Origin of the sequence: Dactylosporangium sp. NPDC051485 (genome assembly GCF_040682015.1) — a bacterium.
Classification (GTDB): Bacteria; Actinomycetota; Actinomycetes; order Mycobacteriales; family Micromonosporaceae; genus Dactylosporangium.
The window spans coordinates 24,152-38,987 of record NZ_JBFAZW010000033.1; the positions used below are offsets into that span (position 1 = coordinate 24,152).

The following is a 14,836-nucleotide window of genomic DNA, read 5'->3' on the forward strand; positions in this document are numbered from 1 at the left end:
GTCAGGCGGCCACCTTCCGGTAACGCAGCAGCAGGAGCCCGACGGAGCCGCCGAGCAGGACCAGGGCGCCGGCGCCGTAGACCGGGCCGTAGCCGCCCAGCGGCAGCCCCTCACCGGCAACCGGCGGGCCGAACAGCCACTGCTCCAGCCCCAGCATGAGGGTCATCGGGTTGACCAGGAACGCCAGGGCCTTGAGGGTCTCGTTGCCGAGCACGCTCAGGATGCCGACGATCGGCGAGGTGATGAGGAAGGTGCCGACGATGAACGCGGCGGCGAAGGCCCGGCGGCCGGAGAGCGAGGCGATCAGCAGCGACACCGAGGCGAGCACCAGGGCCCGGATGAGCGCGGTGGCCAGGCCCGGGCCGAGGTCGCCGAGCTCGTCCCAGGCGCCGGGGAAGCCGTCGGTGCGGGTGAACACGGCGCCGAGGTAGATGAGCAGCTGCGGCACGCCGAGCAGCAGGAGCACGGCGGCGACCAGCGCGGCGTACTTGGCCAGCGCGTAGTCGGTCCGGGCGAGCGGACGGGAGAAGTACAGCGGCAGGGTCCGGTCGCGCAGGTCGCGGGAGACCAGCTCCGGGGCGACGATGGCCAGGAACAGCATCACCGGGTAGCTCAGGTTGCCGGCGTACTGCCGGTAGGTCATGAACGTGTCCCCGGTGATCGAGCGCACGGCGATGGCGATCACCGCGAACAGCAGCACGATGCCGATGACGAGCCAGGGGAAGATCTTCGCCTTGGCGCCCCGGCCGAGGCCGAACGCGCTGCGCAGGCTGTGCTCGAAGAGGGAGCGGTTGGCGTACCACCGGCCGAGGCGCGGTCCCTTGTACCGCTGGTAGCCGATGTCATGGATGACACTAGTCTGCGGCGCCACGGCCGGCCTCCTGAGCAACGCTGACCGCGGGCGCGGTGACGGTCGGGGGTTGGAACAGCTCGGCCACCCGGTGGCGGCGCTGGTCGAGCCGGTGCAGCGGCAGGTCAAGCTCGGCGACGGCGACCAGGATGCGGTCGTAGACGTCCTCGCCGTCCAGCGGCACGCTGAGCGAGGCCCCCTCGCGGGTGGCCGGGATGCCGAGCTCGGCCAGGCGGGCGGTGAGCTGCTCGACGCCCTCGCTCACCTCGACGGTGAGCACGTCCCGGCTGGTCGTCATGTCCTCGACGGTGGCCGAGCGCAGCAGCCGCCCGCCCTCGATGGCGATGATGGAGTCGCAGATCCGCTCCACCTCGCCGAGCAGGTGGGAGCAGACCACGATGGAGATGCCGAACTCGGTGCCGATGCGGTGCACCAGCTCCAGCATGGCGTCGCGGCCGGCCGGGTCGAGGCCGTTGGTCGGCTCGTCCAGCAGCAGCAGGTCGGGGTCGTGCGCCAGGGCCTGGGCCAGTTTCACCCGCTGTTTCATGCCGGTCGAGTAGCCGCCGATCTGCCGGTAGCGCTCCTCGTAGAGCCCGACGTGGCGCAGCGCCTCGGAGGCGCGCTCGCGGGCCGCGGTGGCCGGCAGGCCGCTCATGCGGGCCAGGTGGGTCACGAACTCCGCCGCCGACACCTCGCTCGGCAGGCAGTCGTGCTCCGGCATGTACCCGACGCGGGAGCGCACCTCCTCGGCGCTGCTGGTCGGGTCGAGCCCGAGAACGCGCAGCTCGCCGGAGGTCGGCCCGAGCAGGCCGAGCATGATCTTGATGAAGGTGGACTTGCCGGCGCCGTTGGCCCCGACCAGACCGATGATCCCGGGCCGCACGGCCAGGGTCAGATCCGCCAGGGCCGTGACGCCGCCGTATCGCTTCGTCAGCGCGCGCGTCTCGATGAGTGTCACGTCGCCGAGACTACGGACCGTGAACCCGGCCGGCCATCCGGATCGCACCTGAAAGGCGTTCCTTAGGGGTTCTACCTGTGATACTTCTCAGGTTCGTCCCGGCCCCAGGTCAGGGGGCGGACCGCCGGCTTCCTGCTCTATCGGCGCTCGCCCCACCTGGCCGGCCGCCAGGTGCCGGCCAGGTGGGGCCAGCCGGGATCGTCAGCCCCCCAGCCCGGCCAGCCGCAGCAGCAGCGACTTGACGTCGGCGGCCGCGACCCGCTGCGGCGTCAGGGCCGGGTCGTCGCACAGCCAGACCGGGCCGTCCTCGTCGGCGGCCGGGCGCAGCCCGTGCGATCCCCGCACCGCCTTCGCGCCGGCGTCGAGGCCGACGACGCTCATGAGGTACCGCATCCCGATCTTCTTGCGCAGCAGTGCGAGCCCCGCGCGCCCCTTCGCCGCCCCCGGCCCCGCCGGGTCGAGGAACAGCTCCGCCGGGTCGTAACCCGGCTTGCGGTGGATCTCGACGAGCCGGGCGAAGTCGGGCGCCCGCGCGTCGTCGAGCCAGTAGTAGTACGTGAACCAGGCGTCGGGCTCGGCCAGCAGCACCAGCTCGCCGGAGCGCTCGTGGTCGAGGCCCTGCGCCGCCTTGCCGGCCTCGTCGAGCACCTCGCCGACGCCGGCCAGCCCCGCGCACAGCTTGCGCACCAGCGCGACGTCCTGCGGGTCGCGCACGTACACGTGGGCGATCTGGTGGTCGACGACCGCGAACGCGCGTGACGTCCACGGGTCGAGGTACTCCATCCCGTCCTGCGTGTACACGTTGAGCAGCCCCTCGGCGCGCAGCAGCCGGTTGACGTCGACCGGCCGGCTGGCCTGCGTGATGCCGTACTCCGACAGCGCCACCGTCGTCGCCCCGCGCGCCCGCCCCGCCTCCAGCAGCGGCCCCAGCGCGGCGTCGAGCTCGGCCGCGGCGGCCGCGGCGCGCGGGTCGGACGGGCCGTAGCGCTGCAGGTCGTAGTCGAGGTGCGGCAGGTACACGAGGGTCAGGTCGGGCGCCTTGTCGGCCAGGATCTGCTGCGCGGCCCTGGCGATCCAGGCCGACGAGGGGATGCCGGCGTTCGGGCCCCAGTAGGTGAACAGCGGGAAGGGGCCGATCCGGTCGGTGAGCTCGTCGTGCAGCGACGGCGGGAAGGTGTAGCAGTCGGGCTCCTTGCGCCCGTCGGCGTAGTAGATGGGGCGGGGCGTGACGGTCCAGTCGACGTCGGCGCCCATCGCGTACCACCAGCACACGTTGGCCACGGTGTAGCCGGGCTCGGCCCGCCGGGCCGCCTGCCAGAGCTTCTCCCCGCCGACCAGCGCGTTGTGCTGCCGCCAGAGGAACACCTCGCCGAGGTCGCGGAAGTACCACCCGTTGCCGACGATCCCGTGCCCGGCCGGCGTCTCGCCGGTCAGGAAGGTCGACTGCACCGAGCACGTCACGGCCGGCAGCACCGGGTCCAGCGGTACCGCGGGACCGAGCCTCGACAGGTTGGGCATGTGCGGCAGCAGGCGGGGGGTGAGCCCGACGACGTCCAGCACGAGCAGCGGCTTGCTCACGTGGTGCGCTCCAGGGTCTTCAGGCCCAGGTTCTGCAGGGTGTCCCGGGCGTAGGCGAGCTCCGCGGCCATGCCGTGGGCGAGGGCCCGCGGGCCGGCCGGGCGCTGGGCGGGTGGCAGGACGTTCCAGGTGTACGTCTCGACCTCGAGGTGGTCGCAGGCGGCGATCGGCCCGCCGACGAGCGCGCCGAGCCCGGCCCGCAGCACGGCGGTGGTCGCGCGCAGCGGCGGCTCGGGCTCGGCGTGCAGCGGCACGTGGTAGTGCACCCGCCACGGCCCGTCCGGCCCGGCCTCGATGGCCTCGTCGAGGTCGTCGAACGCGTGCGCGCAGCCGGCGCTGCGGGTCTGGTGCAGGAACCTGGGTTCGGCGTAGCGCTGCACGACCTCGCGGGACCCGTCCGGGTCGGCGACCTCCAGCGCGGCCGACACCTGGATCTTCACCACCGGCAGGCCGGCCCGGGACAGCCGCTGCACCGCGGCCACCGGGTCCTCCCAGGCGCAGGCCAGGTGGGCCAGGTCGACGCAGACGCCGAGCCACTGCCGGTCGACCTTGGACAGGTGCACGGCGGCCTGCAGGGTGTTCTCGATGACGCAGCCGGGCTCCGGCTCGAAGGCCACGCGGACGGTGCGGCCGCTGAGCACCTCCAGCGCCGCCAGCCCCTGCGCCAGCGCGTCAAGGGCGCGGTGGACCCGGGCCACCTGCATGCCGTCCCACGGGTCGCGCCAGCCCAGCGGCAGGGTGGAGATGGAGCCGCGGGCGGCGTCGTCGGGCAGCAGGTCGACGAGGATCCGGGCCAGGTCGAGGGTGTACCGCAGGCGGGCCGGGTCGGCCCAGTCGGGGCGGTACACGGCCCGCTTGACCACCGGCGCGTGGAACTCGCGGTAGGGGAACCCGTTGAGGGTCACCACCTCCAGGCCCCGCGCGTCGAGCTCGCGGCGCAGCCGGCGGCGCCGGGACGGGTCGGCGGCCAGCTCGGCGGCGACCGCCGCGCCCAGCCACAGGCCGAGCCCGAGCACGTCGGTGCCGAGCCGCTCGCGCATCGGCGTGGCGTAGGTGTCGAGCTGGGCGAGGATGCCGGGCAGGTCCTCGGCGGGGTGGACGTTGGTGCCGTACGCCAGGTGCACCGTCTGCCCGTCGGGGTGGCGCAGCCGCATCAGGATCCCCCGCGCAGGATCGAGTTGCCCTCGAAGGTCGCGTCGGTTTCGACGTCGGCGAGGTCGAGGCGCTTGGACTGCCCGTAGAACTCGACCGGGTTGCGCCACAGCACCCGGTCCACGTCGTCGTCGCTGAAGCCCGCGGCGAGCATGGCCTCACCGGTACGGCGGGTCAGCAGCGGATCCGAGCGCCCCCAGTCGGCCGCGGAGTTCACCAGCATCCGCTCCAGGCCGAACTCGCGCAGGATGTGCACCATCCGCTCGGCGGTCATCTTGGTGTCGGGGTAGATGGAGAAGCCCATCCAGCAGCCGCTGCCGGCCACCGCGGCGACGGTGACCTCGTTGAGGTGGTCGACGGCGACCCGGCCCGGGTCGATGCCGGACTCGCGGACCACGGCCAGGGTGCGCTCGGTGCCGCGGGCCTTGTCCCGGTGCGGGGTGTGCACCAGGGCCGGCAGCTCGTGCTCGACCGCCAGCTGCAGCTGGGCCGCGAACGCCTCGTCCTCCTGCGGGGTCATCGAGTCGTAGCCGATCTCGCCGACCGCCACGACCCCGTCCTTCTCCAGGTACCGCGGCAGCACGCCGAGCACCTCGCGGCAGCGGGGGTCGTTGGCCTCCTTCGGGTTGAGCGCGATCGTGGCGTGGTGACGGATGCCGAACTGCCCGGCCCGGAAGGGCTCCCAGCCGACGAGGGAGTCGAAGTAGTCGGTGAACGAGCCGACGTTGGTGCGCGGCTGCCCGAGCCAGAAGGCGGGCTCGACGAGGGCCCGCACCCCGGCGGCGGCCATCCGCTCGTAGTCGTCGGTGGTCCGGGACGTCATGTGGATGTGGGGGTCGAAGATGCGCATCACGGGACCCTCTCCTGAAGTCGGTGCAGCAACGCGGTGGCGTCCTCGGCCATGGCGCGGCCGGCGGCGCGGCGCTCCTCGGCGAGGCCCGCGAGCATGACGGCCAGCTCGGCGTCGGCCCGGGCGTCGAGGTCGGCGACGGCGGCCAGCGGCAGGCCCATGAAGACGGCCTTCAGCACCCCCTGGCGCCAGGCCGGCTGACCGAGGCGCCTGGCGGCCGGGCCCAGTGCCGCGGCGACGAGCCGCGTGTCGTTGGTGCGCAGGGCGTCCTCGAGAATCCTTTCGACGGACGGTACGTCGAGCAGCGGCAGGGCCCGCACGACGGCCCGCTTCTCGGCGGCGTCGCCGTAGCGGTAGAGCGCCTCGATCTCCGCGCCGTGGTTGCCGACCTTGCTCAGCAGCAGGACTCTGGCCGCGTCGTCGACGCTCCAGCCGTCGAGACCGCTGAGCATCCACCTCCCGCAGCGGCGCCCGGCCGCGGGGAAGAGCCGCCCGATCGCCGCAGGCTGGCGGGCCACGGTCTCCAGGGCGGTATCGAGCCAGACAGTGTCGGAAAGCTCCGACTTCAGGGCGGCATACAGGGCTTCGGTACTCATGACACCTCCTGGAATCGCTCCAGCGACCGCTGCTCGGCCTCGCGCAGGAAGGCCAGCGAGTCGCGGGCCACGCTCGGCGCGGCGTGGCTGTGGCGGGGCAGCTCGACGGCGACCAGGCCGCCGTAGCCGATCTCGGCGAGGGCCCGCAGCACCGGCGGGAAGTCGACCTCACCCCGGCCGAACTCGAGGTGCTCGTGCACCCCGCGGACCATGTCGTCGATCTGCACGTTGACCAGCGACCCGCCGGCCCGACGTACGCACTCGTCGGCCGGCACGGGCTCCAGGCACCGGCAGTGGCCGATGTCGAGGGTCAGCCCGAAGCGCACGGGCGCGCCCAGGTCGCCCCGCAGCCGCTCCCAGTCGGCCATCGACTCGACCAGCATGCCGGGCTCGGGCTCGAAGCCGAGCATCATCTCGGCGCCCTCGGCGGCGGCGAGCACCTCGGCGGTGCCGGTCACCAGCCGCCGCCAGGCCTCCTCGGCCGGCACGCCGGGCGGGCGGACCCCGGCCCAGAAGCTGACCGCCTCCGCCCCGAGGTCGGCGCCGATGCGCACGGCCCGGCGCAGGAACTCCAGCCGCGGCTCGGGCTCGTCGTCCAGCAGCGTGGGGGCGTGCTTGTGCCACTTGTCGAGCAGGAACCGCGCCCCGGTCTCGATGACCACCCCGAGGCCGAGCTCGCCCAGCCGCCGGCCGACGTTCCGCACGTGCCGGGCCAGGTGGGCGTCGAACGGGTCGAGGTGATGGTGGTCGAGGGTCAGGGCGACGCCGGAGTAGCCGAGGCCGGCGATGACGTCGAGGGCGTCGTCGAGGCGGTGGTTGCTGAAGCCGTTGGTGCCGTACCCGAACCGCAGCCCGCTCACTGGGCCGTCACCTCCGCCCAGTCCGGCTCGATGGGGCTTCGCGCTGATCGACCCAGACCAGGCGCCGCAACGCTGCGGCGCCGGCCTGCCCCGAAGCCGATTTCACGGTTCGCGGCCCCAACGCCCGGCCCGGCTCGACGAGGCTCCGCGACGGTCGGCCCGGACCAGGCGTCGCAACGCTGCGGGCCGCTCATGCCGTCACCTCCGCTGCGCTCCGGCGCCGGCCTGAGCCAAACCTGCGCCCATTGATCGCGGCCCCAACGCCCGGTCTGGCTCGACGGGGCTCCGCGGCGGTCGACCCAGACCAGGCGCCGCAACGCTGCGGGCCGCTCATGTCGGCGAGACCTTCCGGGACAGCAGGCGGGCCAGCGGGGCCGCCGCGGCGACGACGAGGCCGGCGAGGGGGCGCCCGGCCCGGGCGGTCAGGGCGCCCTGCAGCGCCGGCAGGTTGAGGATTCCGGCGCCGACCGAGGCCCGGATGCGCGGCGCGGCCGGGTCGCGGACGGCGGCCAGCTGCGGGGCGCCGTAGCGGTACGCGTACAGGGCGGCGAGACCGGCCGGGACCAGCGGCCGCCTGGTCGCCACCGCGGCGGCGGCCACCGCCGCGGTCCCGGCGAGCGTGGCGGCGGGCAGCGCCGGGGTGGCGCCGTCCACCTCGCAGCGGCTCAGCGCGGTCACCGTGTACGTGTGGGCGAACACCGTCGCGGCCGGCCAGGCCGCCCGTCGCAGCCGTCCGCCGGCCGCCCCCAGCAGCACGTCCAGCGCGCGGCAGGCGGCCATCGCGGCGGGGCCGGCCGGGGTGTTCTTCAGCCCGAGGTCGTAGGCCCAGACCGCGCCGGCCAGCGGCGCGGCGACGGCGAGCGCCTTCTTCCCGCCGGTCAGGCCGGCGACGGCGACCCCGGCGGCGGTGAGCCCGGCGGCCACGGCGAGGGCCGTGCGGGGTTCGATGCGGCCCGACGGGATCGGGCGGGACGGGCGCTCGACGGCGTCGACCTCGCGGTCGGCCCAGTCGTTGGCGGCCATGCCGCCCCAGTAGAGCAGCACGCTCGCCCCGGCCAGCCCGGCGGTGCGGGGGCCGAGCCGCCCGGCCGCCGCCGCGCCCGCGACGACGTCGCCCGGCACGGAGAGCGCGGCGGGGGCCCGGACCAGTTCGACGAGGTCGCGCCAGCTCGGGCTCATCGCAGGCTCGCCGTGAACTCGGCCAGGGCCTCGAACTGGGCGGCCAGGCCGTGCTCGACGTCGCCCAGCGGGTCCTTGAAGAAGAACGCGAGCTGCGGCAGCGGGCCGCTGCGACCGCTGCGGTGCGCGGCCGCGACCAGCCGGACCAGGTCGAGCACCAGCGGGGCGGCCAGCGCGGAGTCGCAGCCGTGCCAGGTGAACTCCATGCGCATCGGGGTGCCGAGGAAGCCCGCGAACGTGATGAGGTCCCAGGCGGTCTTGAAGTCGCCGATGTCGGGGACGTACTCGATGCGGGTGTGCCCGTCCGGCACGTAGCCCAGGGTCTCGCCGAGCACGCGCTGCTTGCTGGCCGACTTGGCCGCGTTGGCGCCGGGGTCGGCCAGCGTGGCGCCGTCGCCGCCGCCGAGCAGGTTGATGCCCGACCAGGACCGCACGGCGAGGCGGCGCATGGCGAACATCGGGGCGAGGACGGCCTTGAGCAGCGTCTCGCCCGTCTTGCCGTCGTGGCCCGCGTACGGCACCTGCTGCGCCAGGGCCAGCTCGTGCAGGGCCGGCAGGCGGGCGCCGGTGGACGGGGTGAAATCGACGTACGGGCACCCGGCGCGCAGGGCGGCGTAGGCCATCAGGGCGCTGGGTGGGAGTACGACCTCCGGGGTCTGCAAGGCCCGCTCCAGGGCGGCCAGGTCCGCGTGGGCGGGGTGCGGCGCCGGGGCGGACTCGGTGGACGCGACGTTGACGACCACCACCCGCTCGAGCCGGTGCCGGTCCCGGAACGCGGTCAGGTCGGCCGCGATCGCCGCCGCGGCCGCGGCCTGGGTCTCGGCGTGCGGCAGCGGCCGGACCTCCTCGTCCACCGCGGACAGTTCGCCGTGCAGCGCCGCGACCAGCGGCCCGGGGACGACCCCGGCCGCGGCGAGCGCCTCGGCGCGCTTGAGCAGCCCGGTGGTGGCGACGTCGTGCCCGCCGAACACCAGGTCCCCGAAGCCGGGCAGGGCCGCGCCACGCAGGGCGGGATGCTCGGTGACGCAGCCGATCGGGTCGGCCAGCCCGGCCCGCAGCGCCGAGGCGCCGACGATGCTGGTGACGGCCACGGATCCGCGCGCGCCGACCAGCCACACTCCCGTACGCACGGGCTCCTCCTAGCGGTGAGGAAGCAACGCGACAGCAGCACATGGGGTGGGCGATATCGCCGGCTGTCGCTGGATGCGGAGCCTAGATCTCGCCCACATCCTTCCGCCAGTACCAACCGAACTTTTCCTGCGTCGACGTAAACTTTCGTTCTTTTCTGCTAAAGTCTGCCCGAATCCGCGGTCGCCCGGCCGCGGAACCACCACCGCTCGGCCGCGGTCCACGCCCCGCTGGTGACCAGGTAGATCCCGGCCGCGACCGGCGCGAACGGCGCGAACGCCACCGTGCCGAACGACAGGAGGCGGGTCAGCCGTGGCGTGCCGGCGGGGAGCTGCCGCACGTTCCAGAGCGCGATGGCGGCGAGGGCGGCGACGAGGAGCCAGCCGGCGAGCAGCGCCGGGTGCGCCGCGAGACGGGCGGTCAGGTCGGCGCCGAGCACGGTGTGGCCGTGCATGCCCGGGCCGGTGAACTCGCGGTACAGCAGCCAGACGATCGGGGCCTGGGCGAGCGTCGGCAGCAGCCCGGCGAACGGCCCGGAGCCCTCGGCGCGCATGAGCTCGGCGGTCTTCTCGGCCAGGACGACGGGCTCGCGGGCGTGCCGCTCGCGCAGGGCGGCGAGGCGGGGGGCGAGCCGGGCACGGACCCGCTCGGCGCGGTAGGCGCGGATGCTGAGCGGGAGGAGGGCAGCGCGCAGCAGGAGGGTGGCGACGACGATGGCGGCGGGCACGGAGCCGAGCGCTCCGGCCAGCGCGATGAGGACGTGATGCAGCACGGAACGGTCCTTTCGTTCCTTCAGGTACCGGGGGCGCCCGTTGCTGGGCGCGCGTGTTCGGCGGCGCGCTCGCCCGTTCCGGCGGCGCGCTCGCTCGACGGCGGGTCGCTTGCTTCGGCGGCCAGCTCGCTCGACGACGGGATCGCTCGTTCCAGCGCCCCGCACGCTCGACGGCGGGATCACTCGTTCCAGCGACCCACACGTTCGACGGCGGGATCACCTGCGCCAGCGGCCCGCTCTCGTTCGACGGCGGGATCACTCGTTCCAGCGACGCGCACGTTCGACGGCGGGCTCGCCTGCGCCAGCGGCCCGTTCACTCGACGGCGGGATCGCTCGTTCCAGCGGCCCGCACGCTCGACGGCAGGCTCACCTGCTTCGGCGGCGCGCTCGCTCGACGACGGGATCGCTTGCTTCGGCGGCCCGCTTGTTTCGGCGCAGGCATCACCCGACGAAGGCCGCAGGCGTACGCCGGGCCGTCATCGTGGCTGTGTCGCGTCGCGCGGCGGCTCGAGCGCCGCGCGGGTTCAGATCCCCGGCGCGCGGGGCCGCGGCCGGCCGGCCGCGTCAGGATCCGCCGAGCGGATCGTCTGCCCCCGGGCCGCCCGGGCCCGGGCCGGAACGGCGCGCACCAACGCGGGGGTCGCCGGCGCCCCGGCGACGAGCCGCGCGGCGAGCACCACGGCGAGCGCCGTCAGCACCGCCGTCGCCACCGCGACGAGATCGGCCGGCGTCGCCACGCTCATCCACGCGGCGAACAGGGTGGTCATCGACCACGACATGCGTCCGATGCTACGCACCGGACGCAAGCGCCGGCCACCCCGGCTCAGGCCAGCCGACCCGTCCGGCCCGCCGCCAGCAGCCCCCGGACGAGGCGGCAGCGGACTTGTTCGCCGTCGAGACGGCCGTCGGCGATGGGGGCGAGTTTGTGATCCCGTGCCCGCCGCCGGAGACGACGCCCCCGCGCCCGCCGTCGCGCACCAGCACGTCCACGACCGCCGCGGAGACCCGGACCACGACGCGGGCGCGCCGGGCCCGCGCGTGCCGCAGCGCGTTGGTAAGCGCCTTGCACGATCCGGTACGCGCTGAGCTGCACCCCGAGCGGCACCGTCCGCCGCCGCGGTCCTCGACCCGCCGCTGCTGGCCGTGTCCGCCACCGGCACCGTCGTCGTGCCGTGACCTGCCCCGGGTCTGCGCCGGCGCCTTCCCGGGCGAGCCCGATCTCCTGCCCCGCCGCCAGCACCGTCCCGCCCAGCCGGCCAAGGTCGTCGAGCGTCGGCTGCGGACCGGTGACCCGGGCGGCGCCTCGTCGTGGTCGCACGTCCTCGCCCCGTACGTGGTCCGCCGCCCGCAGGCACGCGCACCATTCTCAGGAACGACCGCATCAAGGCCAGCTGCACCGTCCGCGGCGTCGTGAACCTGGCGGGCTCCTACACCTCGACGCTGACGCTGCCGGCCGCTGGCTCAGGCCGGACGGGACCGTACCCAGGCGGCGACCTGCGTGCGGGACTCCAGGTTCAGCTTGTTGAGGATGTTCGAGACGTGCACCGCCGCCGTCCGGGGCGAGATGTACAGGCGGCGGGCCAGCTCCGCGTTGGTCAGGCCCTCCGCGAGCAGGACCGCCACCTCGCGCTCCCGCGGCGTCAGGGCCTCGTCCCCCGCGCCCGCCGCGCCGGCGGCCACCGGCGTCGCCAGGCCCAGGCGGCCGCGCAGGCCGGTCAGCTCGGCCACCCGCCACCCAGCCCACCGCGCCAGGTGCGGCTCCGCGGTCCGGACGTGCTCCCGGGCCGCGTCGGCGTCGCCGAGCGCGAGCAGGCACCGGGCCGCGCCGAGGTGGCCGGTGCCGCGCTGGGCCGGCAGCAGCATCGTCGGCTCGGCGACCGCGGCCCGGTAGCGGCGCAGCGCGCCGGCGAGGTCGCCGGACGCCTCGGCGATCTGGGCGTCGGCGAGCCAGCGGTACGCGTCGTCGAACAGCGGGTCGTCGATGGCCGCGGCGACCGGGCGCAGCTCGTCGGCGCTCAGGCCGGCGGCGAGGCCCGCGGAGACCAGGTCGTGGGCGAAGTCGCGGCCGGAGACGCCGGTGACCCGGACCGCGTCGAGGACGACGCGCAGCAGCTCGCGGGCCTGCTCGGCGCGGCCGAGGCGGCAGGCCAGGTGGAACTGCAGGCCGGGCACCGAGGTCTGGGTGAGCATCGTGTAGGCGTCGGTGGAGCTCTCGATGAGGCCGCGGATCACCGTGTCGGCCTTGTCCAGCTCGCCCGCCTCGAGCAGCAGGCCGGCGAACAGCACCCCGTGATAGTCGCTGCCGTTGCGGGTGCGCAGCAGCCCCCGGTCGCGGCGCCGGGCCGCCTCCAGCTCGGCGATCGCCGCGGCGAGGTTGCCCTCCTGCACGGCGAGGCGGGCGCGGCCCTGGAAATACGCGGCCACGGCCAGCGACTCGAACCCGGCCTGCTCGGCGAACGTGCGCATCTTCTCCAGCGCCGCGGCCCAGTCGGCCGGCCCGCCCGGCAGCAGGTTGTAGAGGCCGTTCATCGACCGCGCGGCGAGGAGCCACTCGCGGGCCTCCTCGGCCTCCTGCGCGGCCTCGTTGAGCAGCTTGATGCCCTCCTCGACGCCGGCCGCGACGCCGACCAGGGCGCAGCCCTTCTCGACCTTGCCGGCCAGCCAGACGGCCGGCATCCCGAGCTCCTCGCCGAGGGTGATCGCCATGTCGGCCCAGGCCACGGCCCGCTCGGTGTCGTCGTGCAGCATGTAGGCCTGCGCGATCGCGGCGAACGCGTGGGCCTTGGCCGGCCCGTCGTCGAGGTGCGCGATCTCGGCCCGCAGCTGCGCGGCCCGCTCCTGCATGGTGCCGCTGCTGCCGATCTCCCAGCCGAGCCGGATCAGCAGCCGCAGCGCGTCGGCCCGCTCCTCGCGGGTGGCGGCCGCGCCGAGCCAGCGCTTGCCGAGCTCCTGGGCGTCGTCGAGCAGGCCGGCCAGCCAGGCCGCCCTGGCCCCGCAGGAGAGCAGCTCGACGTCGTCGGGCAGCTCGTCGAGGCCCATCTCGGCCAGCTGCAGCGCCTGGTACGGCGACCCCATCCCCATGTAGACGTGCAGCCCCCGCCGCGCCGCCTCCACCATGTCGAGGTAGCGCCCGGCGCCCCTGGCGTGGTGGGCGACGAGCGCGTAGTCCTTGCTGCCGGTGGACAGCAGCGTCTCCAGGGCCAGCTCGTGCAGCCGCCGCCGCTGCCGGGCGAGCATCTCGTCGACGAGCGCCTCGCGGGTCAGGGCGTGGCGGAAGCTGAACTCGTCGTCGCCGGTCTCCACCATCAGCCCGCGGCGGACCAGGTCGCGCAGCCCGTCGATGAGCGCGGGCTCGTCGAAGCCGGTGACCGCGGCGAGCAGGTCGAAGGGCACCTTGCGGCCGAGCACGGCGGCGGCCTCGACGATGCGCTTCTCGTCGTCGTCGAGCTCGTCGAGCTGGCGGCGCATGGCCTCGGCGATGTTCCACGGCAGCGGCCGGTCGCACAGCGTGTCGAGGTCGCCGTCGCCGTTGGACTTGAGCAGCTCCTCGAGGAAGAACGGGTTGCCGCCGGTGCGGTTGTGCAGCGACATCGCCGTGCGGTAGGCGGGCGCGCGGCCGGTGGCGGACTTGATGAAGATCGAGGTGTCGGCCAGGCTGAGCCGCTCCAGCCGCACGTTGGTCACCGTGTAGCGCCGCTCCAGCCGGGTCAGCAGGTCGGCGAGCGGGTGCCGGCGGGTGACCTCGTCCGGGCGGTAGGTGCCGATCAGCAGCCGGCTGCCGGGCAGCTCGGCGATGCGCTCGAACAGCGCCACGCTCTCGGAGTCGGCCCAGTGCAGGTCCTCGAAGACGACGATCGAGGATCCCGGGGTCGTCAGCCGCCGGACGATCTCCAGCCCGGCCTGGATGCGGTCGATCATCGACCGGGACGCGTCGGTGACCACCTGCAGCAGCTCTGGGTCGAGGCTCTCGGAGCGAAGGCAGCTGTCGATCGCGTCGAGCAGCACTTCGAAGGGGCGGCTGAGGGTGCCGGGGTCGGCCTGGCCGTCGAGGACCGGAACCGTGCCGGGCAGCCCCGAGATGAGTTCCTGAACCATGCGGCTCTTGCCGATCCCGGCCTCCCCGCCGAGCATGGCGATGGAAGACTCGGACCCGTCGACCAGCCGGCGCAACCGGCGCAGCTGATCGTCGCGGCCGACCATCACCTGACTCATTCCGCTACGGCTGGCCCGCACGCCACCAGCCTACCGGCGGGTGGCCGGTGCACCGGCTGTGATGGGCGCGACCTGCGCCACCACGGCCGGCGCGTGTGGCGCGCGGCGGGACCCTCGTGCGGAACGAGCCCGAGCAGGCCCTGCTGGCGGTGCCGGAGCTGGCTGTACAGGAACGCGGGGTGCATCATCTGGACTCCTCGGCCGGACGGTTTCGGTGGTGTGCCTCCATCCTGTCGGCGTAAGGAGCACCTGCCATCCGTACCTGTTACGTATCTTCGCGCGCCGCCGGTGCCTAGTCATGGCCCCGGAGGCCTAGTCATGGCGGCCGCACGCACGGCCCGGTACAACCAGAACAGCCCCGGCGCCCTGGGCGGACCACCTGGAGGGGTGTGGTCCGCACGGAGCGCCGGGGCTGTACTCCCCCGCGGTTCGGTCGCGGCAGGCCGGTCACGCCGGTTACGCCGCGGTGCGCACGCGCCGTGCTCGCCGCCGTAGCCGTACGCGGCTTGACCAGTGCTTGGCCTCGTCGAGCATGTGCAGCCGGCGCTGGCGGACGAGCTCGGTCAGCAGGCCATCGTGGACGTTCATCGCATTCCCCTCTCAACCCTGTGACCCCATCCTCGCCCCGTAAGGTCCGCGTGCCATCGGTATCGCTTACGTACTCGAGCGCCGCCGACATACGTAGACGGGCGCCCGCGGCG

General features: G+C 74.4%; 13 protein-coding genes. All 13 read right to left on the reverse strand.

Annotated features, from left to right (window positions below; all coding sequences use genetic code 11):
• Position 1: 1 nt before the first annotated feature.
• The 13 genes from AB0M46_RS20290 to AB0M46_RS20350 all read right to left on the reverse strand — a co-directional run bounded on the left by AB0M46_RS20290 (position 2) and on the right by AB0M46_RS20350 (position 14,723).
• On the reverse strand, positions 2-871 hold the full coding sequence (locus AB0M46_RS20290) for an ABC transporter permease (protein WP_363338065.1): 870 nt from the start codon (positions 869-871) through the stop codon (positions 2-4).
• Positions 855-1,808 (reverse strand): ABC transporter ATP-binding protein, encoded by a 954-nt coding sequence (locus AB0M46_RS20295; RefSeq protein ID WP_363338067.1) that lies wholly within the window; start codon positions 1,806-1,808, stop codon positions 855-857. The genes AB0M46_RS20290 and AB0M46_RS20295 overlap by 17 nt, the downstream gene beginning before the upstream one ends.
• Positions 1,809-2,009: 201 nt before the next feature.
• A complete protein-coding gene (locus AB0M46_RS20300) occupies positions 2,010-3,386 on the reverse strand; it encodes a nucleotide pyrophosphatase/phosphodiesterase family protein (protein WP_363338069.1) in 1,377 nt (458 codons plus the stop codon).
• The gene (gene eboE / locus AB0M46_RS20305) at positions 3,383-4,540 is read right to left on the reverse strand and encodes a metabolite traffic protein EboE (protein ID WP_363338071.1); all 1,158 of its coding nucleotides are present in this window, start codon (positions 4,538-4,540) and stop codon (positions 3,383-3,385) included. The genes AB0M46_RS20300 and eboE overlap by 4 nt, the downstream gene beginning before the upstream one ends.
• Complete coding sequence (locus AB0M46_RS20310) at positions 4,540-5,388, reverse strand: TatD family hydrolase (RefSeq protein ID WP_363338073.1); 849 nt, start codon at positions 5,386-5,388, stop codon at positions 4,540-4,542. Before AB0M46_RS20310 ends, eboE begins: the two co-directional genes overlap by 1 nt.
• Positions 5,388-5,984 (reverse strand): EboA domain-containing protein, encoded by a 597-nt coding sequence (locus AB0M46_RS20315; protein WP_363338075.1) that lies wholly within the window; start codon positions 5,982-5,984, stop codon positions 5,388-5,390. The genes AB0M46_RS20310 and AB0M46_RS20315 overlap by 1 nt, the downstream gene beginning before the upstream one ends.
• A complete protein-coding gene (locus AB0M46_RS20320) occupies positions 5,981-6,844 on the reverse strand; it encodes a sugar phosphate isomerase/epimerase family protein (protein WP_363338077.1) in 864 nt (287 codons plus the stop codon). The genes AB0M46_RS20315 and AB0M46_RS20320 overlap by 4 nt, the downstream gene beginning before the upstream one ends.
• A 330-nt stretch (positions 6,845-7,174) precedes the next feature.
• Positions 7,175-8,023, reverse strand: coding sequence for an SCO3242 family prenyltransferase (locus AB0M46_RS20325; protein ID WP_363338079.1), 849 nt, complete (start codon positions 8,021-8,023; stop codon positions 7,175-7,177).
• On the reverse strand, positions 8,020-9,153 hold the full coding sequence (locus AB0M46_RS20330; protein WP_363338081.1) for an inositol-3-phosphate synthase: 1,134 nt from the start codon (positions 9,151-9,153) through the stop codon (positions 8,020-8,022). The genes AB0M46_RS20325 and AB0M46_RS20330 overlap by 4 nt, the downstream gene beginning before the upstream one ends.
• Before the next feature lie 158 nt (positions 9,154-9,311).
• A complete protein-coding gene (yidC, locus tag AB0M46_RS20335; RefSeq protein ID WP_363338083.1) occupies positions 9,312-9,923 on the reverse strand; it encodes a membrane protein insertase YidC in 612 nt (203 codons plus the stop codon).
• Between the two features lie 524 nt (positions 9,924-10,447).
• Positions 10,448-10,702, reverse strand: coding sequence for a DUF6412 domain-containing protein (locus AB0M46_RS20340; RefSeq protein WP_363338086.1), 255 nt, complete (start codon positions 10,700-10,702; stop codon positions 10,448-10,450).
• A 682-nt stretch (positions 10,703-11,384) separates the two neighbouring features.
• Positions 11,385-14,135, reverse strand: coding sequence for a LuxR C-terminal-related transcriptional regulator (locus AB0M46_RS20345; protein ID WP_363338088.1), 2,751 nt, complete (start codon positions 14,133-14,135; stop codon positions 11,385-11,387).
• Positions 14,136-14,591: 456 nt separating this feature from the next.
• On the reverse strand, positions 14,592-14,723 hold the full coding sequence (locus tag AB0M46_RS20350) for a hypothetical protein (protein WP_363338090.1): 132 nt from the start codon (positions 14,721-14,723) through the stop codon (positions 14,592-14,594).
• Positions 14,724-14,836 lie beyond the last annotated feature (113 nt).